Below are 25,592 nucleotides of genomic sequence, written 5' to 3' on the forward strand. Positions count from 1 at the left end.
CTTGGAAACGTTCCAGCGAGGCGGCTTTTGTCGCGGCCGGCCGGCTGATCCGCAGCGGTCGAGCCGGGCCCATGCGCATGCCGCACAGGCCGCCATCATCGGCGCGGGAGGCCCGGTGAGATGAACGGGTCCGATCGGATGGGAGCATTCGAGGGGGCCGGAGCGGGCCTGCGGCGGGTGTAAGCCAGACAAGAGCGCTTTCCGCCCACATGCGCACATGTGAGCGGAAACAGCGCTCCTAACCGAAGGTCGCGGCAGCGCGCTCCGAACGCTGATCTGCCCGTGTCCCCAAGACGTTCCTGCGGCCGGCGAGGCATTCGCCGGCCAGCGTTTGCGCTAGCTCTTGGCCGAAACGCCCGCGGGCGCGGCGCCGTTCGCCTTGCTCGAGACGGATCGCGCCGGAGCCTTCTTGGCAGCAGGCTTCTTCTCGGCCGACGAGGCCTTGGCTTGAGCCGCCTTCGGAGCGCTCGCCTTCGGCGCCGCCGCCTTCGGTGCAGCCGTCTTCGGTGCCTTGGCGGGCGCGCTCACGCTCTTCGCAGAACTTGCCGCCGCTGCCTTGGCCGCGGGCTTCGCCGGAGCCTTTTCCGCGGCCTTGGGTGCAGCCTTCGGGGCAGCTTTCGCAGCCGCCTTGGGGGCAGCTTTCGCGGCCGGCTTGGCCGGGGCCTTCGCTGCTGCGGCCTTCGCTGCTGTGGCCTTGGTCGGCGCCTTGGCTGCGGCAGGCTTGGCAGCGGCAGGCTTGGCAGCGGAGGTCTTCGGTGCCGCCGTCTTTGCTGCGGACGTCTTTGTTGCGGACGTCTTGGCCGCAGAGGTTTTGGCCTCGGAGGTCTTGGTCTCGGAGGTCTTGGCGGCCGGGGCCTTGCTGGCAGCAGGCTTGGCGACTGTAGGCTTGGCAACTGCAGGCTTGGCAACTGCAGGCTTGGCGACCGCAACCTTGGCGACGGCAGCCTTGGTTTCCTTTGGCTTGGCCGCCTTCTTCTCGGGAGACTTCGCGGTTTTCGCGACCGCGGGCTTGCTATCCTTCACGCTCTTAGTCGCTTTGGTGGACTTCTTCTCTGCAGCTGTTGAGGTGAGGGTCGCGTCCTTTGCGGCAGCCTTCTTGCCAGCCGCCTTCTCGCTTCCTTTTCCCATGTTGCTGAACTCCGTTCGCCTGTGGGGGAGATGATCTATTGGCTTGCGGTTGCCCTTCCCGACCAAGCCAGTGTCCCGTTCGCCGGGTCAGACGCGTGCCACGAAGCGCTTACGAAAGGCCTCTCCACTTTCAAGCGGTTTCGTATTCGTGCGCTTCGAGAATAGGTTAGCATGGTTTACGAAGTGTTTCCAAATGACTTACTCCCAGACCGACGTGTCATCGCCGTCGTGCTGAGCGGCAGGATCTGTTGCCCCCGCATGTTTTAGTATAGATCGGTGTTCGGATTGTGCCGAGCGCCGACAGAAAAGGATTGAAAGTCATACGCCCTATAATGCTGCCGAAAAGGCCGATGCCTATGAGGTTATACAGCTTCACGTAGAGCTGGATTGATCCAGAGGTATTAATCCCGTGTCCGCGCGGCCGCCCATGTTTTTTATCGAATGTTCCGGCCAACCGCAGAATTCGGGCATGTCTCGCCCGAGCGCTGCCGCGCCGTCACGGGCTGGCGGGCATCTTGCGGGTGGGGCGGTTTGCCAGACGATTCGATCGACGCCGGAGCCAATCGGGCCGTCTGAGTCGTTGCCGTCGATTGCCGAATCGTTGCGCGCGTCCGACCGTCGGCCGTCGCCGGTCAATTTCATCAAGCCAATTCATCAAGCCGAGTGCGCCAAGCCGAGTGCGCCGAACGCGCGTCGAGGCACGGCCGATCGCGCTGTCTGCCGCCGGTCTCGACGACCCGTCCGAGGCGGCGCTTTCGCCGCGGCTGGCAAATACGCCGGTCACCCCCATCTAGTGGGTGTTTGCGTCGGAGCGTTGGGGACGTACGGCCAAACATGATGAGGGAGAGCGTACGATGAATCCGCAGGAACGCGAGGTGATCACCGGGATCTTTGACCGCCTCAAGCAGGCGGAAAACAGCCCGCGTGATCCGGAGGCCGAGCGCTACATTGGCGAGCTGGTGGCGAAGCAGCCCTATGCTCCCTACGCCATGGCGCAGGCCGTCTATGTTCAGGAGCACGCAGTGCGCGAGCTGAGCGAGCGCAGCCAGGCGCTGGAAGCCCGCGTGCGCGATCTCGAGCAGCAGCTGGCAGCCCAGCCGCAGCAATCCGGCGGCTTTCTCTCCGGCTTGTTCGGCGGCGGCCGGCCGGATGTTCCGCCGGCGCAGCGGACCAGCGTGCCTCCGGCAGGTGGCCAGCAAGGCTACGGACAGCCTGGTTACCAGCAGTCCGCTCCAGGCTACCAGCAGCCCGGTTATGCGCAGCAGCCGGGCTACGCCAACCAGGGCTATCAGCGGCCGCCGGCACAAGGCCCTTGGGGCGGTGCGGCGCAGGGTCCCCAAGGTCCGCAGGGCGGCCCTTGGGGCGGCGGCGGGCAGGCGCCCGGCATGTTTGGCGGCGGGGGCGGCGGTGGCTTCCTGCGTGGGGCGCTGACGACGGCGGCCGGCGTCGCGGGCGGCGCGCTGCTGTTCGACGCAGCGAAGGGGATGTTCGGCGGCGGCTCGAGCGCTCAGGCGGCTGAAGGCTCGACCCTGGGCAATTTCGGCAACCCGGCGCAAACCGCCTCGACGTCGTCCAACGACGCGGCCCAGCTGCAGGACTCGGATTTCGGCGATCCGAACATCCAGGATGCATCGCTGGACGACAGCGATTTCGGCGGTGGCGACGGCGGCGGCGACGACTGGGTCTGACGCCGCGCCTCCCTCCCGCTCGGGTCAGCCGGGCGGGAGACGGCCCCTACGACGCCGTCACATGACGACGACGCGTGTCCCGACGCCGACGCGCGAATAGAGATCCACCACGTCTTCGTTGGTCAGGCGGATGCACCCCGACGAGACGTTGTGGCCGATCGTATTGGGCTCGTTCGTGCCGTGAATGCGGTAGAGCGACGAGCCGAGATACATGGCGCGGGCGCCGAGCGGGTTCTCCGGGCCGCCTTCCATGTGCACCGGCAGATCGGGACGGCGCTTGCGCATCTCGGCGGGCGGGCGCCAGTCCGGCCATTCGCGCTTGGCGCTGATGCTCTGGACCCCATGCCACTGGAAACCCTCGCGGCCGACGCCGATGCCGTAGCGCACCGCCGTGCCGCCTCCCTGGACCAGGTAGAGATACTTCCGCCGCGTATCGATCACGATGGTGCCGGGAGCGTGATTGCCGGAATACGCGACGGTCTGGCGGCGGAACTGTGGCGCGATCTCCTGCTCGGTCGATTCGATGGCGCTGTCGTCGGGCAGCGAGGCCATGCCGCCGCCATAGCTGCCGCCGCCGATATACTGGCCGTCCAGCGGCGGCGCCGTCTCGGCCGGGCCGCCGCTCAGCGCTCGCAGCGCATTGGGGCCGTGGTGGCGAGGCGCCGGCCTGGCCGGGCGTCGCCGCTCCTCGTAGCCGTAGGGCGCCTGGTCGTAGTCGGAGCCGTCGTCGGCGTAGGCGCCGGGCGGGGGCGCGCCCCAGAACTGCGCCTGGGCCGCTATGGGCGCCGCGGGCAGCCCCGCGAGCAGGACCAGGAGACCGAGCTTGGATCCGGGCGTCATCTTGGTGTCTCGACCCTCGTTCCTGACGTGTCTGGCTGATGTGGCCCGAGGAGAACCCTCGGATCCCAGCAGGATGCTTCGGAAAGGCGCCGAAACCTGGGCAATTGCGATGGCGCCGCAACCCGCACGGCAAACGCCCGCTCGCGCCTACGGTTCCGGCCGGCGAGCCCTACGCCACCTGCCGCGCCGCCTTGCGCAGGGCCTTCAGCGAGCCGCGCGTCTCGGTCCACACCTGCGGACCCACCGACGCCTCGATCATGTCCTGGGCCTTCTTCCAAAGAGGCAGGGCTCGGGCCAGGGCGGCCCGCCCTTCGGGGCTGAGCTCGTAGGCCACGGCGCGACCGGTGCCCTCGCGCGGCACGATCAGCCCCGCCTCCTTCAAAAGCTGGAGATTGCGCGTCAGCGTCGTGCGCTCGAACGCCAGGCGGTCGGCAAGCGTGCTGATCGAGCCGCAGATGCCCTGCTCGATGGCGGCGAGCAGCGACAGTTGCGTCACCTTCAGCCCGGATGGGCGCAGGAGCTCGTCGTAGACCCGGGTGAGCGCCCGCGCGGTCATGCGCGTGTGCAGGCAGGCACAGACGCGCCCCAGATGGGCGATCGTGGCATTGGTCGCCGGTCCTGCAGGCTCGGCGGCCGTCTCGGGGGGCGTCGTGCTCATTGTCTGACGATGGGTATGCAAATGCTTTGCCGTCAAGTGCTCAACGCCCCCAGGCGTCCCTGGCGCAAAAACAAAAGGGATAGAGCGTGCATCGCTTTAGGCAGTTAACGTTTTGGCAGGCGTTCGCCGCTTCTCTGGCGCGGCCCGCTCCGCTTGACAACCCATGAGCCGATGCCTAATTCGGCCTTGCCGTTAGCACTCATCAACGGACAGTGCTAGTAGCACGATTTCTGGACATATGCGCCTCGCGGCGCTCCATCAAGAGGACAGGGTCCCATGAATTTCCGTCCGCTGCATGATCGCGTCGTCGTCCGTCGCATCGAGAGCGAGGAGAAGACGAAGGGGGGCATCATCATCCCCGACACCGCCAAGGAGAAGCCGCAAGAGGGCGAGATCGTCGCCGTCGGCCCCGGCGCCCGCGACGAGGCCGGCAAGCTGGTTGCCCTCGACGTCAAGGCTGGCGATCGCGTGCTGTTCGGCAAGTGGTCGGGCACCGAGGTCAAGATCGATGGCGAGGATCTCCTGATCATGAAGGAATCCGACATCATGGGCGTCATCGCGGCCTGAGCCTCGCGTCCGATCGTTTCCCCAAATCTTCCTGAACTGGAGTAGGCAATGGCTGCCAAAGACGTGAAGTTTTCTGCCGATGCGCGCGAGAAGATGCTGCGTGGCGTGGATATTCTGGCCAACGCCGTGAAGGTGACGCTGGGTCCCAAGGGCCGCAACGTCGTCATCGAGAAGTCGTTCGGCGCCCCGCGCATCACCAAGGACGGCGTCACCGTCGCCAAGGAGATCGAGCTCGCCGACAAGTTCGAGAACATGGGCGCCCAGATGGTGCGCGAAGTGGCCTCGAAGACCAACGACATCGCTGGTGACGGCACCACGACCGCGACCGTGCTGGCTCAGGCGATCGTGAAGGAAGGCGCCAAGTCGGTCGCCGCCGGCATGAACCCGATGGACCTGAAGCGCGGCATCGATCTCGCGGTCACCGCGGCCGTCAAGGACATCGCCGCCCGCGCCAAGAAGGTCAAGGATTCGGCCGAGATTGCCCAGGTCGGCACCATCTCCGCCAACGGCGACGCCTTCATCGGCCAGGAAATCGCCAACGCGATGCAGAAGGTCGGCAACGAGGGCGTGATCACGGTGGAAGAGGCGAAGACCGCCGACACCGAGGTCGAGATCGTCGAGGGCATGCAGTTCGACCGCGGCTACCTCTCGCCCTACTTCATCACCAACGCCGAGAAGATGGTCGCCGATCTCGAGGATCCCTACATCCTCATCCACGAGAAGAAGCTGTCGTCGCTGCAGGCGATGCTGCCGGTGCTCGAGGCCGTCGTTCAGACCGGCAAGCCGCTGGTGATCATCGCCGAGGACGTGGAAGGCGAGGCGCTCGCCACCCTCGTCGTCAACAAGCTCCGTGGTGGCCTCAAGGTCGCGGCCGTCAAGGCGCCGGGCTTCGGTGACCGCCGCAAGGCCATGCTCGAGGATATCGCCATCCTCACCGCCGGCCAGACCATCTCGGAAGACCTGGGCATCAAGCTCGAGAACGTGACCCTTCAGATGCTCGGCCGCGCCAAGCGCGTCCGCATCGAGAAGGAGAACACCACGATCATCGACGGCGCCGGCAACCGTTCCGACATCGAGGGACGCGTCGCCCAGATCAAGGCCCAGATCGAGGAGACCACGTCGGACTACGATCGTGAGAAGCTCCAGGAGCGTCTCGCCAAGCTCGCCGGCGGCGTTGCGGTGATCCGCGTCGGCGGCGCCACCGAGGTCGAGGTGAAGGAGAAGAAGGACCGCGTCGACGACGCCCTCAACGCCACCCGTGCGGCGGTCGAGGAAGGCATCGTGCCCGGCGGCGGCGTTGCCCTGCTGCGCGCCAAGGCTGCTGTGCAGGCGCTGACCTCCGACAACTCCGACATCCGCGCCGGCATCGCCATCGTCGCCAAGGCGCTCGAGGCACCGATCCGTCAGATCGTCGAGAACTCGGGCGTGGAAGGCTCGATCGTGGTCGGCAAGATCGGCGAGAACACCTCGCCGACCTTCGGCTTCGACGCGCAGAAGGAAGAGTACGTCGACATGCTGCAGGCCGGCATCGTCGACCCGGCCAAGGTCGTGCGCACGGCTCTGCAGGACGCCGCTTCGGTCGCCGGGCTGCTGATCACGACCGAGGCCATGGTGGCGGATGCGCCGAAGAAGGACGCTCCTCCGCCGATGCCGGGCGGCGGTGGCATGGGCGGCATGGACTTCTAAGCCGTTCCAGCTTGCAATGTCCGGAGTCGGCTCGCCGGCTCCGGATCATGCCGATAAGAAAAGCCCCGGAGCGAGCTCCGGGGCTTTTTGTTTCAAGAGCGCGTCGCGCCGGCGCCGTCCGATCGCATCTTTCCGTCCGCTCAGCTGATCACACCGATGGGGGACACGCGCCCGAGCCGATGCCGCCGGCCCGGCGCCCGGCTTGTTTGCCAAGGTTCGCCGAAGCGCCTAAGAACGGCCGCCTATCCCCTGTGCCGAACCCAGCAGGCCATGCCATGAGCGATCACAGCGAACACGTCGACAGCCCGATCTCCGGCATCTTTGCGTCCGGCGTCCTTGGTCTGGTGATCTGCCTGGTCATCGGCCTCCACATCTTCCTGAAGTAGAGCCGCCGGCAGCCGGCTCGTCCCGGAGATCCACGCTCACGCCGTTGCGCAGCGCTCGCGCGCGGCGGCCGTCACGAGACAGTCGCTCGGTCTCATGGTCTGGGCGCCGGATTCGCCCGACGCCGACACCACCCGGCGCCGGGGCTCTACCGCCCGAAGATGCCCTTCAGCTTCTGGGCGAAGGAGTTGCGCCGCTTCTTGCGCTCCAGCTCGTCCGCATCCCGAATCCAGGCGATCTGGACGACCCGGCGCTCGCCGGCGAACGGCCTGTGGCCGTGCCAGGAATTGTCCGACCGCAGGAAGCCGAAGACGGTGCCCATGACCGGCGGCACCTCGACCTTGTAGGGTTCGAAGTTCTGGCCGTCGTAGAGCACGCGCAGGCGGCCACCGTCGCCGGTGCTCCAGGCGTCGTTCATGTAGACGAGCATGGTCATGACCTTCGACGGCCCGTCGGTGTGGATGGCGCCGTACTTGGGCTGCGACTTCTTCATGATCGTCGTCAGCCGGGGGAAGGCCGTCAGGTCCTGGCCCCACTTCTCCGAGATCACCCGGGTGAGCTCGTCGCTCTCCAGCTCATCGATCAACGTCTTGAAGGTGCCCTTGAGCTGCACCTCGTCGACGGTGAGATAGCCGGGCTTGTCGATGCTCGGAAAATCCCGACGCAGATCGTCGACGGCCTCGGCCTTCAGCAGGTTCTCGCCCAAGAAGTAGTCAAACGGCTCGTTCGACTGGGGGCGTTGCGGATTGCCTCGGGATTGATCAAGGTCAGCGCCATGAAATATCTCCTCTAGACCCCCGGCGGCGATGGCCGTCCGGTTTCAATCGGGCCGGCCGACGGGAATGGACCGGAGCGAAGGGGGCGAATTCCTGTCACGAACCCGGATGAGGCGTTCGCGGAAGATGCACCAGCGTGATGGAGGCAACGTTCCTGGCCTTTTGATGGCGCCGGTGAGCGGATGTTTCAAGAAAACGATCTAGATTCAACGAGTTCTAATGTAACGTCGATGACCGCCGCTCACGCGCTGCCCGCATAGCTGCTACCGGCTATACCGCCAATGGCCCGGCGTGGACAAGCGCACGAGTGCTGCCGGAACGCCCGATATACGGGGGCGGGGACGCCATGGCGGGGCAACTAGTGTGGTGGATCTGAAGGTCCTGCTCCCCGCATGGCATCCACGTTCAGGACCTTCAGATCCATTAAACCACACTAGAATCATAGAGTTGCCAGTGTAGCTTAGGAAGCCGAAAACTCGCTCCCAGCGCTGCCCCAAGGTGGTACGAATTTCGGATTCGCCACACTAGGCGCGGCGCTTGCCTCGGTACTGCCATGTTGCGGGCCTTCACCGCTCTTTGCATTTTGTTCTTGTTGCCGGTGCTGCCATCCTGTTCGCGCCTCCCGCCATCCTCGCCCGCCGGGCGCTTCCCCGCCGCGCCGGAGCCATGACCGGAACCCTCGCCCGATGAATGCACTGAAGCAGGCCCTCGCTGACATCTGGCGGCTGATCTGGCCCTATTTCGCGTCGCGCGAGCCCACCGAGATCCGCATCTGGCCGTTCGGCACCTTCCGCACCCAGGAGCGCGTCGTCGGGCTGACGTTGGCGATCATCGTCATGGCCATCGAGTTCGCCCAGGTCGCCATCAACGTGCGGCTGTCCTACTTCAGCCGCGACTGGTTCAACGCCATCCAGAACAAGGATGCGGCGAGCTTCTGGACGCTGCTGTTCACCGTGTTCGTCTTCTGGGCGGCGATCTACATCGCCAGCGCCATCTACCAGTATGCGCTGCAATCGTTCCTGCGCATCCGCTGGCGGCGCTTCCTGACGCGCCACTTCATCGACCGTTGGCTCGATCACAACGCCCACTATCACATGCAGCTGTTCGGCCAGGGCGCCGACAACCCCGACCAGCGCATCCAGGAGGACATCGACAGCTTCATCATGCGTACGCAGACGCTGACGCTCGGGATCCTGTCGTCGGTCACGACGCTGTTCTCGTTCTCCGTCGTACTGTGGGAGCTGTCGGCCGACTTCACCGTGCCGGGCACTGATTGGCGCATCCCCGGCTTTCTCGTCTGGGGCGCGCTGATCTATTCGGTCCTCGCCACCTGGCTGACGCACAGGATCGGCAAGCCGTTGATCCGGCTGAACTTCGAGCAGCAGCACTACGAGGCCGACTTCCGCTTCTCGCTGGCCCGGCTGCGCGAATATGCCGAGCAGGTGGCGCTGATCGGCGGCACGGGCGCCGAGAAGGAGCGCCTGGGCCAGCGCTTCGCCAACGTCATGGGCAACTTCTACGCCATCGTCAGCCGCACCAAGAAGCTGACGGCCTTCACCGCCGGCTATTCCCAGGCCAATGCGGTCATCCCCTACGTGCTGGTGGCGCCCTACTACTTCGCCAACAAGATCACGCTCGGCGGCATGCAGCAGACTGCGGGCGCCTTTGCGCGGGTGGAGAGCACGCTGTCCTTCTTCGTCAGCGCCTATTCCACCATCGCCGACTACAAGGCGGTCGTCGACCGGCTGAACACCTTCGACGCCTCGCTCAACCGCGTGCTCGCCCTGCACCGCCAGGAGCCGCGGATCGTGCGGCAGACGGCGGCGCAACAGCGGCTCGAGGTCGAGGATCTGGAGCTGCGGTTACCGTCGGGCACGGCCATCGTGCGCGTGCCGGGCCTGCGCCTCGAGCCGGGCGAGACCACCTTGCTCACCGGCCCGTCGGGCTCGGGCAAGTCCACCCTGTTCCGAGCCGTCGCCGGCATCTGGCCGTTCGGCGAGGGCCAGGTGCGGCTGCCGGAGGGCCGCAGCCTGCTGCTGCTGCCGCAGCGGCCCTACATCCCGATGGGGCCGCTGCGCGGCGCCGTGGCCTACCCCGCCGAGAGCGACGCCTTCGACGACGGACGCCTTCGCGAGGCCCTCGGCATCGCCCACCTGCGCCATCTCGTCGGCCGCCTGGACGAGGAGGCGCATTGGGCCCAGACCCTGTCCCTCGGCGAGCAGCAGCGCCTCGCCGTGGCGCGCGCGCTGCTCGCGCGGCCCGACTGGCTGTTCCTCGACGAAGCGACGGCGGCGCTCGACGAGGGCCTGGAGGAGATGATCTATCGATTGATCGGCGAGCACCTGCCGGGCACCACCGTCGTCTCGATCGGCCATCGCTCGACCCTGCGAGCCTTCCATGGACGGCAGATCGACATGGAGGCGGACGACACCGGCGTGTTCGTGCCGCGCGACGTGAGCGCCGTCGTGGCCTGAGCCGGGCTGCGTTCCATGCATTCGGGTGACAGGGGGCGGCCGGGACGCTAAGCGGAAGGCAGCGCCTCCCGGGAGCGGTCCGCACCTCGGCGAGGGGCGCTTCCCTGCGCCCCTCTCACACCGCGTGCCTTCGCCAATGCAGTCCCGTGCCTTCCGCCGCCAACGCACCGTTCTCCTGTCCCGACGTCTATGGGCCAGGCGCCTGGTGTTCTTCGCCGGCGCCCTGGCGGTCGCGCTCCTGGGCGTCGGCTTTGCGTTGGCCTCGGATCAGGCGAGCGATCTCTACAGCCATTGGACGAAGGTGCTGCCCACCTGGGCGCGCTTCGTCATCACGCCGCTCACGTATGCGCTCTGCGCGCTGGCGATCCTCAAGCTGTTTCCCAACGCCCAGGGCAGCGGCATTCCGCAGGCCATCGCCGCCCGGCACACCGACGACGAGGCCCATCGCGCCACCCTGCTGGGCGGCCGCGTCGTGCTCGGCAAGATCCTGCTCACGCTGGCGGCGCTGGCCGCCGGCGCCTCGGTCGGCCGCGAGGGACCGACGGTGCAGATCGGCGCGAGCGTCATGCTGTTCACGGCGAGCTTCGCCGGGCTGGGACGCCAGCGCGGCCTGGTGCTCGCCGGCGCCGGCGCCGGCGTCGCTGCGGCCTTCAACACGCCGCTCGCCGGCGTCCTCTTCGCCATCGAGGAGATGGCCAAGGCCTTCGACAAGCGCATAACTGGCTTCATCATCGCCGCCGTCGCCGTCTCCGGCCTGGTGACCATCATGCTCGTCGGCGACTACAACTACTTTGGGCGCGTGACCGAGCGCCTGACGACGCCCCGGCAGTGGCTGGCGGTGCCGCTGTGCGCCATCGTCGGCGGCGTCTTCGGTGGTATATTCAGCCGGCTGGTGATCGCCATGACCCTCCGCCAGATTCCGCTCGTCGTGCGGCTGAAGCGCTGGCCGGTGCTGTTCGCGCTCGGCTGCGGCCTCATCGTGGCGGCGCTGGCGTATGCCACCGGCGATTATGCCGCCGGCACCGGCTATGCGCCGACCCGCGCGCTGTTCGAGGGCGGGGAGGCCATCCCCTGGTGGTATCCGTTCGTCAAGCTGGTGACGACGCTGCTGTCGTCGGTGTGCGGCATCGCCGGCGGCCTGTTCTCGCCGTCGCTGGCGGTCGGCGCCGGCCTCGGCGCGGTGCTGACGCCGCTGCTGCCCGACGTGCCGCTGCCGATGCTGGCGCTGCTCGCCATGGTCGGTTACTTCGCGGGGGTGGTGCAGGCGCCGCTGACGGCCTTCGTCATCGTCATCGAGATGACCGACGACAACCGCATGGTCGTGCCTGTCATGGTGACCGCGTTGATCGCCGCGGGGGTATCACGGCTGATCTCGGCCGACCCGCTCTACCACGCGCTGGCGACCGAGTTCGACGACAAGAAGCCGCGCCGCCCGGCGGACGTGCGCTCGCTCGACGCGCGCAGCACCGTGCCGTGACGGGGGCCTTCCCGATCAGATGGAGCGATCGAAGCGGATCTCGCCGGAGGGACCCTTCACCACCAGCTGGCCGCCGACCATGTCCCATTTCTGCGAATAGCGCAGCGCCGCCAGGAAGGCGCTTTCGCTCGCCATCGTATCCTTGTCGCAGGAGCGCCGCGTGAGCGCCAGCGGGCCGACCGCGATGCCCTGCTCGCGCAGTGGGAAAGCCACCGCCGAGTAGGTGTTGCAGCCGGCAAAGCCGCGCGCCCGGAACTGCTGGTCGAGGATGAAGGCCGGGCGGTCCCTGCCGAACGGCTTGCCGTTCAGGCTGACGGCGAGCCACGACTTGCCGAGCGGAAAGGTCTTGTCGTTCGGCTTGTTCGGGAGCGCCTCGCCCTGCTGGGGCGTCTGGTTGCCGCCCTTCTTCCGGAACTGCGCGAGGGCGGGGTCGGCCATCTGGCCGGCGAGGCAAAGAGTAGCCATTGTCGCTACAGCAACACGAACAATCTTCACCGGTCTAAACTCCTCAGGTGGCCGGGCCGGGGCGAGACCGCTCCGTGCGCGGCTCCGAACACGATGGCAGCCGTCGGCGGCGTTGCGCCTCACGCGGGAGAGGCGCGCCGCGGCGCATAGGCTCTCCGTGCACGGCAAATGCGTGACTTGCAAGCGGTTGCACCGGAGACGTGGCAATCCTGTGACATCAGACCGGTTTTATCGGCGATGCCAATGACGCCAGCTGACGGCTCACCCGCCGATTCTGGCGAGGAGCCGGTCGGCGAGCGGATTTCCTTTACGGAACGCGTAGTCGAGCCGCCGCACGCCGATATGGTCGGCGCCGGCGCGGGACAGGCGCTCGACGAGACCGAAGACCGCCTTGGCCGGACACATGACGACGAGCGGCGCGCCGGGGGCGGGCCGCCCGTGCGGCAGGTATGCAGCGAACGCCTGCTCCAGCTCGTCGATCAAGGCATCGCCCGGCTCCGCCACCAGGGCCTGCACTTCCCGGTGCGTGCGGGCCAGTTCCTCCGCCGCGATGCGGGTGAGGATGATGCGCGCCACCTCCCGGGTGCGAGCGCTCCAAGAGGCGCGCATCGCGGCGACGAGGTTCGCTTCCGAGCGCAGCATGGTGCCGTCGTCGAGCACCTTGAGGGCGTTGGCGGCAAGCGTCGTGCCGGTCGTGGTGATGTCGACGATGATCTCGGCGGCGCCGGCGGCCGGCGCGCCTTCCGTGGCGCCCGGGCTCTCGACGATGCGGTAGTCGGCGATGCCGTGCTCGGCGAAGAAGCGCCGCGTCAGATTGATGTATTTGGTCGCGACGCGGAGCCTGGCGCCGTGGCGCACGCGCATGGCCGAGGCCACGTCGTCGAGGTCGGCCATGGTGCGCACGTCGATCCAGGCCTGGGGCACGGCGACCACGACGTTGGCGTGGCCGAAGCCGAGCGGGGTCAACAGCTCCACCGCCGCGTCGGCGTCGAGCACGTTCTCGCGCACCAGGTCCTCGCCGGTGATTCCCAGGTGCGCGCCTCCGGATGCCAGCTGCGCGACGATCTCCGACGCCGACAGGAACAGCACGTCCACGTCGGCCAGGCCGCGGATGGAACCGCGGTAGTCGCGCGCGCCCCGGGACTGCACCAGATCGAGGCCGGCGCGGGCGAAGAACGCGGCGGCATTCTCCTGCAGCCGCCCCTTGGACGGCACGGCGATGACGAGGGGGGCTGCGGCTTCCGGACCGGTCATGCGACGGCTCCCTTGCCGGTTTCTGCGGTGCCGAGCCGGTCGAGCCAGAGCGCGCAGCCGACCGCCGGGACGGCGCTGGCGGCGCCCAGATGCTCGAGCAGCCCGTCGTAGCGGCCACCGGCCGCCACCGGCCGCCACTCCGGCCGGCGCGGGTCCGTCAGCTCGAAGATGAAGCCGGTATAATAGTCGAGGTTGCGGGCGAACTCGGCCGAGAAGGCGATGCGCTCGACCGCGATGCCGCGCGCTGCCATGAAGCCGGTCCGGGCCTCGAAGGCGTCGACGGCGCGCTCGATATCGAGCCCGGCGTCGGCCGCGAGCTTGCGGATCTCGATCGCCGCCGTATCGGGATCCCCGCCCACGGCGAGGTAGCGTTCCAGGATCGTCTTGGCCTCGCCCGCCGGCGCATCGGCGCGCCGGGCGGCGCGGGCGAGGAAGCGGTCGGCGATCTCGCCGGCCGTGCGCCCGCCGACGGTGCTGATGCCGGCGATGGTGAGCACGTCCTCGACGAAGGCGCGCGCCGCCTTGGGATCCTGCCCCTCGATCGCAGCCAGCAGGCCTGCGTAATCGGCGCCGTTGCCGCCGTTGCCCTCCGCCTCCAGGGCGGCGATGCCGCGGCCGGCGGTGACGCCGCGCAGCAGCCGCCGCTTGGTCGGCGCATCGAGCCCGAGCGCGTCGAGGAGGCCGGTGATGAGCGCCATGTCACCCAGGACGATATGGGGCTCGGCGAGGCCGAGCTGCGCGCACGCCTCCAGCGCCAGGCCGATCACCTCCGCGTCGGCAGCTTCCCGGTCCGCGCGGCCGAACGATTCGATGCCGGCCTGCAGAAACTCGCCGCTCTCGCCGGCGCGCAGCCGGAAAACCGGGCCGAGATAGGAATGGGCGACCTTGCCGCCGGCGGCTCCCGAGCCGAGCACGAAGCGGCAGACCGGAATCGTGTACTCCGGCCGCAGGCACAGCTCGTCGCCGTCGCCGCTGCTGGTCACGAACAGGCGGCGGCGGATGTCCTCGCCCGACAGGTCGAGGAAGGCGTCGACGGGCTGCAGGATGGGCGGCTCGACGCGGCTGTAGCCGGCGCGCGCGAACAGCGCCAGCAGCTCGTCGGTGGGTCGGGTCGACATCGTCACGTCCTGGGTCGGGGCGTCAAGGCGCTTGGGGCGCTATCTATCAGCGTTGCGCGGCGTGGGCGACGCCTTTGCGGAAGCAGGGTGAACGGGCGATCAGCCGCGGTGGCGGGTAAGCACCGTCTTCACCGCCTCCACCAGCCCCGTCTCCGGCACGGAGAACTGTGCCTCCGCCTGCTTGGCCAGGTAGGCCTCGCGGTCCTTGATGGCGCGGATCTCGGCGCCGAGCTTGAGGTCCTTGAGGGTGACCTCGCCCTTCTCCTTCTCGTTGGAGCCCTGGATCACCACGCAGGGGCTGGCGCGCCGGTCGGCGTACTTGATCTGGGCCTGCATGCCGGAGGCGCCGAGATAGGCCTCGGCCCGGATGCCGGCACCGCGCAGCGCGCCGACCATGCGCTGGTAATCGCCCATGCGCTCACGGTCGAGCACCAGCACCACCACGGGGCCGGTCGCCGCCGCGCCGGTGACGAGCGGGCTCTTGATCGCCTGAAGCGCCGCCGTCAGCCGGGACACGCCGATGGAGAAGCCGGTCGCCGGCACCTCGTCGCCGCGGAAGCGCCCGACGAGGCCGTCGTAGCGGCCACCGCCGCCGACCGAGCCGAAGCGCACCGGGCGGCCGTCCTCGTCCGTGACCTGGAAGGTGAGCTCGGCTTCGTAGACCGGGCCCGTGTAGTATTCGAGGCCACGCACGACGGACGGGTCGATGCGGACGCGATCCGCGTAACCCGCCGCTTCGATCAGGCGGGCGATCTCGGACAGCTCCCGGCCGCCCGCGTCGTCCATCGCGGTGAGTTTCGCGCAGATGTCGGCGACGCTGCCACCGACCTGAGACAGCCCGACGACAGTCTCGATCTGGGCCGCGTCGAGCCCGGCCCCTTTGGTGAAATCGCCACTCTCGTCCTTGCGTCCAGGCCCCAGCAGTGCACGCACGCCGTCGACTCCGAGCCGGTCCAGCTTGTCGATGGCCCGCAGCACGGTGAGCCGCCGCCCGGCGTTGTCATCGCCGCCGAGCCCGATGGCCTCCATCACCCCGTCCAGGACCTTGCGGTTGTTGACCTTGATGACGTAGTCGCCGCGGGCGATGCCGAGGGCCTCCAGCGTGTCGGCCGCCATCATGCAGACCTCCGCGTCGGCCGCGACCGAGGCCGAGCCGACGATGTCGGCGTCGAACTGCATGAACTGACGGAAGCGGCCGGGGCCGGGCTTCTCGTTGCGGAACACCCAGCCGCCACGGTAGCTGCGGAACGGCTTGGGCAGCGCGTCGAAATTCTCGGCCACATAGCGGGCGAGCGGCGCGGTGAGGTCATAGCGCAGCGACAGCCACTGCTCGTCGTCGTCCTGGAACGAGAATACACCCTCGTTCGGCCGGTCGAGGTCCGGGAGGAACTTGCCGAGCGCGTCGGTGTACTCGACGAACGGCGTTTCGACCGGATCGAAGCCGTAGAGGGCGTAGATCTCGCGGATCTTGGCGAGCATTGTCTCGGTCGCGGCGATCTCCGCCGGGCCGCGGTCGGCGAAGCCGCGCGCCAGGCGCGCCTTGGGCTTGTCGGGTCGGGTGCTAGACATGCGCCCGATTAGCGCTTCGGCCGGCGCCGGGCAACAGCGCCAGCGGCCATGAGTCTACGGGATGGCCTCCACGCGCCGGCTCGCGGCCCAGCATCGAACGTGATACCAGCGGGCCATGCTCGAAGGACTGCCTCCCCACCGCCCGACCCGGCTGCTGCGCCTCGTCACCGATGAAGCCCGGGCCCGGGCGACGACGGAACTGCTGGGCGAGGTGTTCGATCCCACGGAGACGGCTGTCGCCGCTTTCGAAACGCCCGACGGCACATGGCTGCTGGAAGCCTATTTCGCCCACGATCCGGACGAGGACGCGGTGATCGAGCTGATCCGGCCGATCGTCGGCGCGGCCGCCGATCACGCCGTCTTCGAGGCGATCGAGGAGCGGGACTGGGTCAAGGCGAGCCTCGATGGCCTCAAGCCCGTGCGCGCCGGCCGCATCCTGGTGCACGGCAGCCACGATCGGCACGCGGTGCGCGCCAACGACGTGCCCATCCAGATCGAGGCGGCGCTGGCGTTCGGCACCGGCCATCACGGCACGACCGCCGGCTGCCTGCTGGCGCTGGTCGAGATCGCCAAGGCGCGCCGCCCCCGCCGTGTCCTCGACGTGGGCACCGGGACGGGCATCCTGGCGATCGCCGCCGCCCGATGGCTGAAGCTGCCGGTCGTCGCCGGCGATCTCGATCCCCTGGCCATCGCCGTGGCCGAGGGCAACGCGCGCACCAACGGCGTCGCGGGCCGGGTCACCTTCTACGTCGGGCCGGGGACGCGCCACCCGCACGTGCGCGGCCGGCGCTTCGATGTGGTGCTCGCCAACATCCTGGCGAAGCCGCTCCGCCGCTTGGCGCCGGCGCTGACCAGAGCGCTGGAGCCGGGCGGAACACTGGTCCTGTCCGGCCTGATGGCACACGACGTGCGGGGCGTGCTGTCGGCCTATGCGGCGCAGGGCCTGCACCTCGCCCGGCGGCGGGACCGCGACGGCTGGGCCACCCTGGTGCTGCGGCGCGGCGGCGCCGCGCCCCGCCGCCGACGCTGAGCGGGACGATCTGATCGGCCGCACACGCTCCGGTCAGGCCGTCTTTCTCTTGGTAGCGCTTTTGGTCGCGCCATCGGCGGCCCGCGGCAGCAGCTCCACGAAGGCCTCGGCCGCCCGCGTCAGGTAGCGCTCCTTGTGGCGCAGCAGGAAGAACGAGCGCGTGGGCAGGGCGATGTCCACCTCGGCGAGGGTGCCGGCCTCGAGCGAGCTGGCCACCACCAGACGCGAGATGGCGGTGGCGCCGGTGCCGGCCTCGACGGCGGCCCGCACGGCTTCGTTGGACGGCAGCTCGAGCGCCACGTCGAGGTCATCCGGTTCCAGGCCGAAGCGCGGCAGCGCCGCCTCGAAGATCGCGCGAGTCCCCGATCCGCGCTCGCGCAGCACCCAGCGCGCCTGCTTGAGCTCGCCGCCGGCGATCCGCCGGCCTGCCCACGGATGCCCGGCGGGCACGACCAGCACCAGGTCGTCCTGCGCGAGCCAGGAGGTGGCGACGGTGGGATCGTCGATCTCGCCCTCGATGAAGCCCAGATCGGCCGCTCCGTCGTGGATGAGGGCGGCGACCTGCTCGGTGTTGCCGATGCTGAGGCTCACCGTGATCCTGGGATAGCCCTCCTTGAAACCGTGCAGGTAGGCGGGCAGCCAGTAGTTGGCGACGGTCTGGCTGGCGCTCAGGATGAGCGAGCCGCGCACGACGCCGGCCAGATCGGTCAGCACCGTCTCGGCCGCCGCAGCGCGGGCAAGAACGGCCTTGGCCTCGGCGAGGAAGAGCCGCCCGGCCTCCGTGAGCGCGATGCGCCGGCCGACGCGATCGAACAGCTTCGTCGCATAGCGTGCCTCGAGCGCCGCGATGGCCGCGCTCGTCGCCGACTGGGTCAGGTGCAGCTCACGGGCGGCTTGGGTGACGTGCTCCCGCTCGGCCACGGCGACAAAGATGCGGAGTTGTTCGAGCGTCACCGGAGCTTGGTCCGCGCCATCCTGATGGGTCCCTGGTGCGGGACCATGCTCCGATTCATCGGCCCGGGCGAGCCCTTTGCCGGGCCGCTAGCTCGTCAACTTGACCAGCATCAGGCTGAACGTCGCGATGAACACGAAGGCGGTGGCAGCGAGCGCGAGCGGGCGCAGGCCCTTGGCCCTGAGCTTGCCGATGCTGGTCTCCAGTCCCATCGCCGCCAGCGCCATCGCCAGCAGGAAGGTAGTCGCCGTGACGATCGCCGCGCGGGTGTCCGGGGGGATCGTGACGATGCTGTTGACCGCCACCAGGGCAATGAAGCCGAGCACGAACCAGGGCAGGGGCGCCCTGCCGCGGGCTTGCAGTCCGCCTTGGCGCCGGGCCCGCCGCGCTGCCACCAGGCCAAGCGTAATCACCACGGGCGCCAGCATCATGACGCGGGTGAGCTTGGCGATGGTGCCGAACTCGCCGGCCTCCTTGCCGTCTTGGAAGGCGGCGGCGACCACCTGCGCGATCTCGTGGATCGAGGCGCCGCTCCACAGCCCGTAGCCATGCGCATCGAGCTGCAGCAGGCCGGGCAGCAGCGGATAGGCGAACATGGCGATCGAGCCGAACACGGTGACGCACGCGACCGCGTAGGCCACATCCTCGTCGCTCGCTCGGGTCACGGTGTTGGTGGCGATCACCGCAGAGGCCCCGCAGATCGAGGTGCCGGCGGCCAGGAGCTCGGCAAGCCCGCGGTCGACGCCCATCAGCCTGCCCATGCCGACGGTGAACACGAAGGTCGCGACCAGCGTCAGGACGATGACGGCAAGCCCCGTGGGGCCTACGGCGGCGACCTGGCCGGCCGTGAGCTGCAAGCCGAGCAGGATGATGGCGAAGCGCAGGATGCGGCGTAGCGAGAAGGTCACGCCCGCTTTGGCGAGGGGCGGCGTCCCGACCACGTTGTTCAACGCGGTGCCGATCAGGATGGCGAGGATCAGCGGGCTGAAGGTGGCGATGCCGGGGAGCTCGCGAAGCACGAAGGCGGCGCCGGCGATGGCGCCGGTCAGCAAGAGGCCGGGGATGACCGAGAGCGATGCACGGACGTACGGCTGGGCCGTGATGCCGACAGCGTTTGGCTGCGCCGGGGCGGTCGTCGTCGTGGTCATGGCCGAGCTCCTCACGTCTCGACCGTGATGCTCTCAGCTCAAATTCAATCGATCCAACGCATTGTTTCGCTGAAATCAATCGATATGGTCGATTGATAATGACCATCCGGCGACGTATGGCCATTCGATTTGTACTATAAGTATATGAAATATAATAGATTTATAAATTCGAGGCGGTTGCTCGACAAATCTCGACGTAGATATTTATTCTATGGGGTCACATTCGTGGGAAATGCCGCTTACACGAGCAGCAAATGTGGATTTCGTGCTGCTCGTGGCCGATGCGCGGGATCGCGGGGGGGCACGTGTCGGCGCGACGAGACGCGGAGCGCTCGGGGGCAAGCCCGACGTGTGGGGAGTGGGGGTGGCCCAGCAGGGGCGGGCGGCCGGCACGGGTCGGAATGAACCCTGCAGGCGGGCACACAAGGCGCTCCGCCAAGCTCGGCGATGTCCGTTGACGGCACGGCCGCCGGTTGACTCGCGGCACCTGCGCGAGCAAACGGCATGTGCCGGCTCTGAATGAAGCTGCCGTCCGCCCGGACATGCATCCAAGCGGACGCGGTGCCGGGCCGGATGGCTTGAAGCGCTCCGGATTCAAGGGAGTCCGGGGCACGCGATCCGCTCAGATGGGCGCATCCGAGCGGGACATGCTCTGGCCCGGATTAGCGGGTCAGCTGCGTGGAGTAGATGAGGCCGGTCTGCTGGTCGGCGTACGCACCCATCTCCTTGAGCTGCTCGGGGCCGAGGTAGGCCGCCTCGCTCAGGGCGTGGGACAGGTCGCTGTCGCGGTTGGCGGCGCCGAAGATCGAGCGCAGCAGGCCGCTCAGGCGGGTCGTCGTAGCAGGCCGCTCATAATGCATGCGGCCGAAAGTGGTCGTAGTCATTGGTCCATCTCCTCATAGGAAAGACAGCCCAGACGTTCCTCTTGTTCTTGTATGCTCCCTATCTAGTTTATGCTGCACCTGCGAAAAAGAGGGGTATGCGCATGTTGGCCATCGCGCAGATGCATGGCTTGGCCGCGGCCAATTGATATTCCGCAACGACGGCGCAGCAGAAGGTTAAGGTTGCAATGGAAACCGATCGAATTTTCGGCGGATGGTGATTAACAGGACGGCGCGTCAGAACGCTGGACCGGCGGGCCACATCTTCAATTGCCACGGGCACGGTTAGAACATGTTCAAATCTGTTTTTCAGTCCTTCGACGACATTGCCGATCCAAGCACCGGCGGCCCGCGCGCTGCGGCGCTACGCGCCGAGCTGAAACGGCGTGGCCTCGACGGCTTCATCGTGCCGCGCGCCGACGAGCACCAGGGCGAATACGTGCCGGCCCGGGCCGAGCGTCTGGCCTGGCTCACCGGCTTCACCGGTTCGGCGGGAACCGCGGTCGTGCTGCCCGCGACGGCGTGCATCGTCGTCGATGGGCGCTACACCTTGCAGGCCCCGCAGCAGGTCGACACGGCCGTGTTCGAGCCGGTGGCGCTCACCGCCATGACGCCCGAGGCCTGGATCGCCGCCCACCTGAAGGCTGGTGAGCGTTTCGCCTATGACCCATGGCTGCACACCCGCGACGGCGTGCGGCGGCTCAAGGCCGCGGTGGAGGGGGCCGGCGGCGAGCTCGTGGCCGTCGAGTCCAATCCGCTCGACGCCGTCTGGGCCGATCAGCCGCCGCCGCCCAAGGGGAGGGTCAAGCTGCACGACGCGGCGCTGGCGGGGGAAGCGACCCAGGCCAAGCTGGCTCAGGTGGTCGATGCGCTGGCCAAGGACAAATGCGACGTGCTCGTCGTCAGCGATCCGCACAATCTGTGCTGGCTCTTCAACATCCGCGGCGCCGACGTGCCGCACACGCCTCTGGTGCTCGGCTACGCCCTGCTGCCGCGGCTCGGGCGGCCCACCCTGCTGCTCGACGCGGCGAAGCTCGGCGGCGATGTCCGGCCGGTCCTCGCCGCCGTTGCCGAGATCGCCGATCCGGGCGAACTGGACGCCAGGATCGCTGACGCGGCGAAGGCCGGCGGCACCGTGCGGATCGACGCGGCGACAGGGGCCGCCGCGCTCGCCGACATCGTCGAGGGGGCCGGGGGCAAGGCCAACCTGGGCCAGGATCCGATCACGCTGTTGAAGGCGCGCAAGAACGCCGCCGAGATCGAGGGCACCCGCGCCGCCCACCGCCGCGACGGGGCGGCGGTCAGCCGGTTCCTGAAGTGGTTCGATGACAACGCGCCGGCCGGCGCGCTGACCGAGATCGATGCCGTGGAGGCGCTGGAATCGTTCCGCCGCGACACCAACCTGCTGGCCGACGTGTCGTTCCCGACGATCGCCGGCGCCGGGCCGAACGGCGCCATCGTGCACTACCGGGTGACGCGGCAGACCGACCGGCCGATCGGACCCGGCCTGTTCCTGATCGATTCCGGCGCCCAGTACGAGGACGGCACCACCGACATCACGCGGACCCTGCCGGTCGGGCCGATCGACCCCGAGATGCGCGATCGCTTCACGCGGGTGCTCAAGGGCCACATCGCCGTCGCTACGGCGGTGTTCCCGCGGGGCACCTGGGGCGCGCAGATCGACAGCTTCGCCCGGCGGCCGCTGTGGGAGGTCGGTCTCGACTTCGAGCACGGCACCGGCCACGGCGTCGGCAGCTTCCTGTCGGTGCACGAAGGCCCGCAGCGCATCTCGCGGCTGGGTACCGTGGCGCTGGAAGCGGGCATGATCCTGTCCAACGAGCCCGGCTACTACAAGACCGGCGCCTACGGCATCCGCATCGAGAACCTGCTGCTGGTGGAGGAGCGGCAGATCGAAGGGGCGGAGAAGCCGATGCTCGGCTTCGAGACGTTGACGCTCGCCCCGTTCGACCTGCGCCTGATCGACGTCGGCCTGCTGACGCCCCCGGAGCGTGCCTGGCTCGACGCCTACCACGCCCGCGTCCGCGACGCGCTGGCGCCGCTGCTGGCGGATGCCGACCGGGAATGGCTGCTCGCGGCGACCACGCCGCTCAGCATGTGACGACGGGCCGACGCGGGGGGCCCGTGTCGGCCCTGTCTGCCCAAAGTGCTTGCGATTGGGTGGACACACCCAATCGCAAGAGAAGCGCTCCAGAAATGCTCTAGCATTCGGCGCCGAAGCGGCCTTTGACGCAACGCCGGTCGCTTTGGAACGTCGACGGCCGGGCAAGCGGCCCAAGGCTCATGCGATGATGGCCTATTCGACGATCTGCACCACGCGGCGGGTGCCCGGATCGACGATCACGACCCGATCGTTGACCGTGGTGTAGCGATAGCCGCGGCCGAACTCGGCCGGCACTTCGCGGTAGGTGACGCCGCTTGGCGGCAGCACGGTGCCGACGTGCACCGTCTCGCGGTAAGTGTAGCTCGGAACAGGCTGTTGCACGACGTATTCGCGGAACCGGGGCTGCTGGTCGGCGGCGATGCCGCCGACGATCGCTCCGGTCACGCCCCCGACCGCGGCGCCGACGGGGCCGCCGACAATGGCGCCGCCGACGGCACCGGTCGCGGCGCCTGCGGCCGTGCCGGCACCCCGATCCTGGGCAAAGGCCGCCGGGGCGGCCATGAGCGTGAGTGCGGCTGCCGCCGCAAGGGTCTTGCGCATGGTGATACTCCATCGCCGAAAGACGCGTCTGCCCGAGTCCACCGCACGGTGGGGCAGGATCAGCGTAGATGGCCTGGTGGTCTACCGGGCGTTCTCTGCGTGATTAAACGTTCATCACGCCAGAACGTCCTTGCAGATCACCAACGTCTACTCGGAGGATGTGGTTCCGTCTGCGCGTCGGCATGGGAAGAGCGCCGGAAATCCGATGTCTTCTACATGGCGTTATCTAGGCTATGTGCCGGGATCATCGGAAGCCATGCGGTGGGCGGGGATAGATCGTCTTGCGCATGTCACCCCGCGCTGACCTTGTGCTCGCGTACGATCTTCACGCCGAAGCACGCGTCATGGCGGCGGATGCGCGGATGTCCGGGCTCATCGGTCAGTCATCGACATCCGTCGTCACGCCGCGGTGTACGTGGCGACGGTTGCCTGCCCGCGATCAGCCTTGGGCCACGCCGCCTTGGTCGGCCGGGCGCTGGACCACGGTGGCGCGGCTCAGGTGCACGCCCTTGTTGTCGGCGCGGGGGATGAGCGACGAGACGTCGGCGCGGATGCTGTCGAGCAGCTCCAGGGCGGCGCGGCCGTCGGGATAGGTCTGCTCGCGCAGCGACTGGCTCACCACGTCGATCTTCGTGCACAGCTCCAGGGCGCTGCGAGACGCGACCCTGGCCATCGACTGCTCGACGGTCTTGAGCTCCTGCAGCAGCTCTCGGCGCAAGTCCCGCTGGTCCTCCGCGTCGATGAGAGGGGAGGCGAGCATGCCGCGCAACGCCGCCCAGCGCAGGCCAAGTGCCGGCAGCGAGCCTGAATCGCTGAATTCGGGGTGCGTGGGAATGTTTGCCATAGCTTTGCCTCCTGTTGAATCCGGCAGCCCTGGGCGACCAATGTGGCAAAGGCGAGACTCCTCTACGTCAACCGGCCGCTGTCACCAAGGGAAATCGGCAACAGAGTAAACGGCGGGACGATGACGGGGAAGCTTCGCCGCATTTCGTCAGGTTGAAGCGCCGTCGCCGACGCCCCAGTCAACTGTGCGCCTGGGCCAATGCGGAGCGCGCGTACCGACTTACGCTGCGCACGTGGGCGGCCGCGCAGGCGAGCACTGCCACTTCTATGGCCGTGCTGCAAACCGGCACGATCGCGGCGGGTGTCCAGCCCAGCTGCCGCAATGCCAGCGCGCTGAGAACGAGACCGGCGCCGCAGGATAGTGCCAGGCCGCCGGCGCTGAGTGCCAGCGGTGTCGACGCCGCGCCGATTCGCGCCAGAGCCAAGGGGCGGCGGGCCAGCAGCCAGCCGCCGACGCCGACCACGATGGCGGCGATGAAGGCGTAGCGGTCGACAAGGGCGAGCAGGGCGATCCCGGCCTCGTCGCGGATGTCATGGCCGAGCACCACGGCGCGCAGCCGCATGGTCAGGAACACCGCGACGGCGGCAAAGGCCGCGGCAAACCAGGCCGCGTGCAGGCGGTGCGGCAGCCCGGCGCGGGCAAAGGCGGCGGCGACGTCCTGCGGCGCGCCGAAGCGCTCGACGGCGCGCCGGGCCGCGCTCTCCCCCTGGCCGCCGGCCTGCGCCGCCGCGGCCTCGCGCAGATGATCCTCCACCTCCGTGCAGGCGCGGTGCGCAAGGTTCGCGTCGAAGGCCAGGTGGCGGCGCAGGGCAGCCACATAGGTGGCGATCGGATCGCTCATGCCCCACCCGGTGACAACAGCGCGTCGACGGCGCCCGAGAAACGCGTCCAGCGCGTCTTGCGGTCCTGCAGCGCCGCCAAGCCGGCTGCCGTGAGGGCATAGACCCGGCGCCGGCGGCCGCCGGGCGGCACCGTCCAGGTGCTCTCCAGCAGCCCGGCCTGCTCGAGCCGGTGCAGCGCGGGATAGATCGTGCCCTCCGGCAGGTCGAACGTGCCCCCGCTGCGCCGCTTGATCTCCTCGATGATGGCGTAGCCGTGCGCCGCCTCGTCGTGCAGCGCCGCTAGGATGATCGAATCGAGATGACCCTTGAGCATTTCCGCGTCCATCTCCGACAAATATACCTAGCCAAGCTAGGCTTCAATGCCGCCCTTGCACCAGGCCGTCGAACGTCTTATGCCTCGTGTTACGAGGCATAGTGACACGAGGTAATGAAATGGAAGGGATCGAATCGATACGGCGACCCCTCGTCGGCTGGCGGCTCGTCGGCGTGGTGTTCGTGCTTCTGATCGCGATGAGCGCCACGGTCGCCGCCGTTGCCGGCGGCGGCGTCGACGGCGTGCGCGCCGTCATCCGCTGGACGGCGCGCTCCTCGCTCGCGCTGTTCCTGCTGGCGTTCACCGCCTCGGCCATGGTCCGCCTCCGGCCCGGGCCGTGGACGCGCTGGCAGCGGCGTAATCGCCGCTATCTCGGTGTGTCCTTTGCGCTCTCGCATGCCGTCCACGGCGTCGCCATCGTTACCCTGGTCTCGACGGCGCCCGCCGTGTTCTGGCAACTCAGCACCGTCGGCTCGGTCATCTCCGGCGGGCTCGCCTACGTCTTCATCCTGTCGATGGCGGCGACCTCGTTCGATCGCACCGCTGCGTGGATCGGACCGCGCGCCTGGCGCTGGCTGCACACGGCCGGCGCCTGGTACATCTGGCTGAGCTTCATGGTGACCTTCGGCAAGCGGGTGCCGGGCAACGGCTGGTATGCACTGGCCATCGTGCTGCTGATCGCGGCCGTGGGCCTCAAAGTATGTGCGGCCAACGACGCTCGCCGCAACGTGCGGCTGGCGAGCCCCTCCTGAGCCCTCGATGCGGCGAGAGACGCT

General features: G+C 68.4%; 23 protein-coding genes. 8 read left to right on the forward strand and 15 right to left on the reverse strand.

The annotated features are described in order from the left end of the window. Positions 1-336: 336 nt before the first annotated feature. A complete protein-coding gene (locus tag ACZ5PO_RS20555; RefSeq protein WP_464183531.1) occupies positions 337-1,128 on the reverse strand; it encodes a hypothetical protein in 792 nt (263 codons plus the stop codon). Between the two features lie 854 nt (positions 1,129-1,982). Here ACZ5PO_RS20555 and ACZ5PO_RS20560 point away from each other — a divergent pair. Further along, a complete protein-coding gene (locus ACZ5PO_RS20560) occupies positions 1,983-2,816 on the forward strand; it encodes a DUF2076 domain-containing protein (protein ID WP_464183532.1) in 834 nt (277 codons plus the stop codon). Between the two features lie 57 nt (positions 2,817-2,873). Here ACZ5PO_RS20560 and ACZ5PO_RS20565 read toward each other — a convergent pair whose 3' ends face one another. Together ACZ5PO_RS20565 and ACZ5PO_RS20570 are read right to left on the reverse strand one after the other, a co-directional pair. Further along, the gene (locus ACZ5PO_RS20565; RefSeq protein ID WP_464183534.1) at positions 2,874-3,656 is read right to left on the reverse strand and encodes a L,D-transpeptidase; all 783 of its coding nucleotides are present in this window, start codon (positions 3,654-3,656) and stop codon (positions 2,874-2,876) included. 169 nt (positions 3,657-3,825) lie between these two features. Then, entirely contained in the window at positions 3,826-4,314 is a 489-nt protein-coding gene (locus ACZ5PO_RS20570; RefSeq protein WP_464183535.1) for a MarR family winged helix-turn-helix transcriptional regulator, read from the reverse strand. Positions 4,315-4,590: 276 nt separating this feature from the next. Here ACZ5PO_RS20570 and groES point away from each other — a divergent pair, with 276 nt between their 5' ends. Beyond that, positions 4,591-4,881 (forward strand): co-chaperone GroES, encoded by a 291-nt coding sequence (groES, locus tag ACZ5PO_RS20575; RefSeq protein WP_464183537.1) that lies wholly within the window; start codon positions 4,591-4,593, stop codon positions 4,879-4,881. A gap of 48 nt (positions 4,882-4,929) precedes the next feature. Then, positions 4,930-6,567, forward strand: coding sequence for a chaperonin GroEL (gene groL, locus ACZ5PO_RS20580; protein ID WP_464183539.1), 1,638 nt, complete (start codon positions 4,930-4,932; stop codon positions 6,565-6,567). A 532-nt stretch (positions 6,568-7,099) separates the two neighbouring features. On the opposite strand, the gene ACZ5PO_RS20585 is transcribed toward groL, so the two are convergent. Continuing rightward, a complete protein-coding gene (locus ACZ5PO_RS20585; protein WP_464183541.1) occupies positions 7,100-7,657 on the reverse strand; it encodes a 2OG-Fe(II) oxygenase in 558 nt (185 codons plus the stop codon). 756 nt (positions 7,658-8,413) lie between these two features. Here ACZ5PO_RS20585 and ACZ5PO_RS20590 point away from each other — a divergent pair. Further along, entirely contained in the window at positions 8,414-10,201 is a 1,788-nt protein-coding gene (locus ACZ5PO_RS20590; protein ID WP_464183544.1) for an ABC transporter ATP-binding protein/permease, read from the forward strand. A gap of 136 nt (positions 10,202-10,337) precedes the next feature. Then, positions 10,338-11,678: a chloride channel protein gene (locus ACZ5PO_RS20595; protein WP_464183545.1), complete on the forward strand. Its 1,341-nt coding sequence runs from the start codon at positions 10,338-10,340 to the stop codon at positions 11,676-11,678. A gap of 15 nt (positions 11,679-11,693) precedes the next feature. On the opposite strand, the gene ACZ5PO_RS20600 is transcribed toward ACZ5PO_RS20595, so the two are convergent. The 4 genes from ACZ5PO_RS20600 to hisS form a co-directional block, all read right to left on the reverse strand. Continuing rightward, a complete protein-coding gene (locus tag ACZ5PO_RS20600; protein ID WP_464183547.1) occupies positions 11,694-12,143 on the reverse strand; it encodes an META domain-containing protein in 450 nt (149 codons plus the stop codon). A gap of 261 nt (positions 12,144-12,404) precedes the next feature. Beyond that, on the reverse strand, positions 12,405-13,397 hold the full coding sequence (gene hisG / locus ACZ5PO_RS20605) for an ATP phosphoribosyltransferase (protein ID WP_464183548.1): 993 nt from the start codon (positions 13,395-13,397) through the stop codon (positions 12,405-12,407). Continuing rightward, positions 13,394-14,515, reverse strand: a complete 1,122-nt coding sequence (locus tag ACZ5PO_RS20610; protein ID WP_464183549.1) for an ATP phosphoribosyltransferase regulatory subunit — start codon at positions 14,513-14,515, stop codon at positions 13,394-13,396. Before ACZ5PO_RS20610 ends, hisG begins: the two co-directional genes overlap by 4 nt. Before the next feature lie 99 nt (positions 14,516-14,614). Next, positions 14,615-16,084: a histidine--tRNA ligase gene (gene hisS / locus ACZ5PO_RS20615; protein WP_464183550.1), complete on the reverse strand. Its 1,470-nt coding sequence runs from the start codon at positions 16,082-16,084 to the stop codon at positions 14,615-14,617. A gap of 115 nt (positions 16,085-16,199) precedes the next feature. Between hisS and ACZ5PO_RS20620 the strand changes: the two genes are divergently transcribed. Beyond that, positions 16,200-17,114 carry a 50S ribosomal protein L11 methyltransferase gene (locus ACZ5PO_RS20620; protein WP_464183551.1) on the forward strand — a complete coding sequence of 305 codons (915 nt, stop codon included), beginning with the start codon at positions 16,200-16,202 and terminating at the stop codon, positions 17,112-17,114. A 33-nt stretch (positions 17,115-17,147) separates the two neighbouring features. Here the strand turns inward: ACZ5PO_RS20620 and ACZ5PO_RS20625 are convergent, their stop codons facing one another. The 3 genes from ACZ5PO_RS20625 to ACZ5PO_RS20635 all read right to left on the reverse strand — a co-directional run bounded on the left by ACZ5PO_RS20625 (position 17,148) and on the right by ACZ5PO_RS20635 (position 20,098). After that, on the reverse strand, positions 17,148-18,068 hold the full coding sequence (locus tag ACZ5PO_RS20625; RefSeq protein ID WP_464183553.1) for a LysR substrate-binding domain-containing protein: 921 nt from the start codon (positions 18,066-18,068) through the stop codon (positions 17,148-17,150). An 87-nt stretch (positions 18,069-18,155) separates the two neighbouring features. After that, positions 18,156-19,214 (reverse strand): YeiH family protein, encoded by a 1,059-nt coding sequence (locus tag ACZ5PO_RS20630; protein WP_464183554.1) that lies wholly within the window; start codon positions 19,212-19,214, stop codon positions 18,156-18,158. A gap of 662 nt (positions 19,215-19,876) precedes the next feature. Further along, positions 19,877-20,098, reverse strand: coding sequence for a hypothetical protein (locus ACZ5PO_RS20635; protein ID WP_464183555.1), 222 nt, complete (start codon positions 20,096-20,098; stop codon positions 19,877-19,879). A 289-nt stretch (positions 20,099-20,387) separates the two neighbouring features. Between ACZ5PO_RS20635 and ACZ5PO_RS20640 the strand changes: the two genes are divergently transcribed. Continuing rightward, on the forward strand, positions 20,388-22,214 hold the full coding sequence (locus tag ACZ5PO_RS20640; protein ID WP_464183556.1) for an aminopeptidase P family protein: 1,827 nt from the start codon (positions 20,388-20,390) through the stop codon (positions 22,212-22,214). Positions 22,215-22,409: 195 nt separating this feature from the next. Here ACZ5PO_RS20640 and ACZ5PO_RS20645 read toward each other — a convergent pair whose 3' ends face one another. The 4 genes from ACZ5PO_RS20645 to ACZ5PO_RS20660 all read right to left on the reverse strand — a co-directional run bounded on the left by ACZ5PO_RS20645 (position 22,410) and on the right by ACZ5PO_RS20660 (position 24,816). Beyond that, positions 22,410-22,817 carry a DUF1236 domain-containing protein gene (locus tag ACZ5PO_RS20645; protein WP_464183558.1) on the reverse strand — a complete coding sequence of 136 codons (408 nt, stop codon included), beginning with the start codon at positions 22,815-22,817 and terminating at the stop codon, positions 22,410-22,412. Positions 22,818-23,256: 439 nt separating this feature from the next. After that, a complete protein-coding gene (locus ACZ5PO_RS20650) occupies positions 23,257-23,661 on the reverse strand; it encodes a hypothetical protein (RefSeq protein WP_464183560.1) in 405 nt (134 codons plus the stop codon). 178 nt (positions 23,662-23,839) lie between these two features. Further along, positions 23,840-24,502 (reverse strand): HAAS signaling domain-containing protein, encoded by a 663-nt coding sequence (locus ACZ5PO_RS20655; protein WP_464183562.1) that lies wholly within the window; start codon positions 24,500-24,502, stop codon positions 23,840-23,842. Next, positions 24,499-24,816: a PadR family transcriptional regulator gene (locus ACZ5PO_RS20660; RefSeq protein WP_464183563.1), complete on the reverse strand. Its 318-nt coding sequence runs from the start codon at positions 24,814-24,816 to the stop codon at positions 24,499-24,501. Before ACZ5PO_RS20660 ends, ACZ5PO_RS20655 begins: the two co-directional genes overlap by 4 nt. Before the next feature lie 119 nt (positions 24,817-24,935). On the opposite strand from ACZ5PO_RS20660, the gene ACZ5PO_RS20665 reads away from it, so the two are divergent. Then, entirely contained in the window at positions 24,936-25,568 is a 633-nt protein-coding gene (locus ACZ5PO_RS20665) for a hypothetical protein (protein ID WP_464183564.1), read from the forward strand. The last annotated feature ends 24 nt before the right edge of the window (positions 25,569-25,592 follow it).

This window comes from Chelatococcus sp. KU-N122, assembly GCF_055391085.1.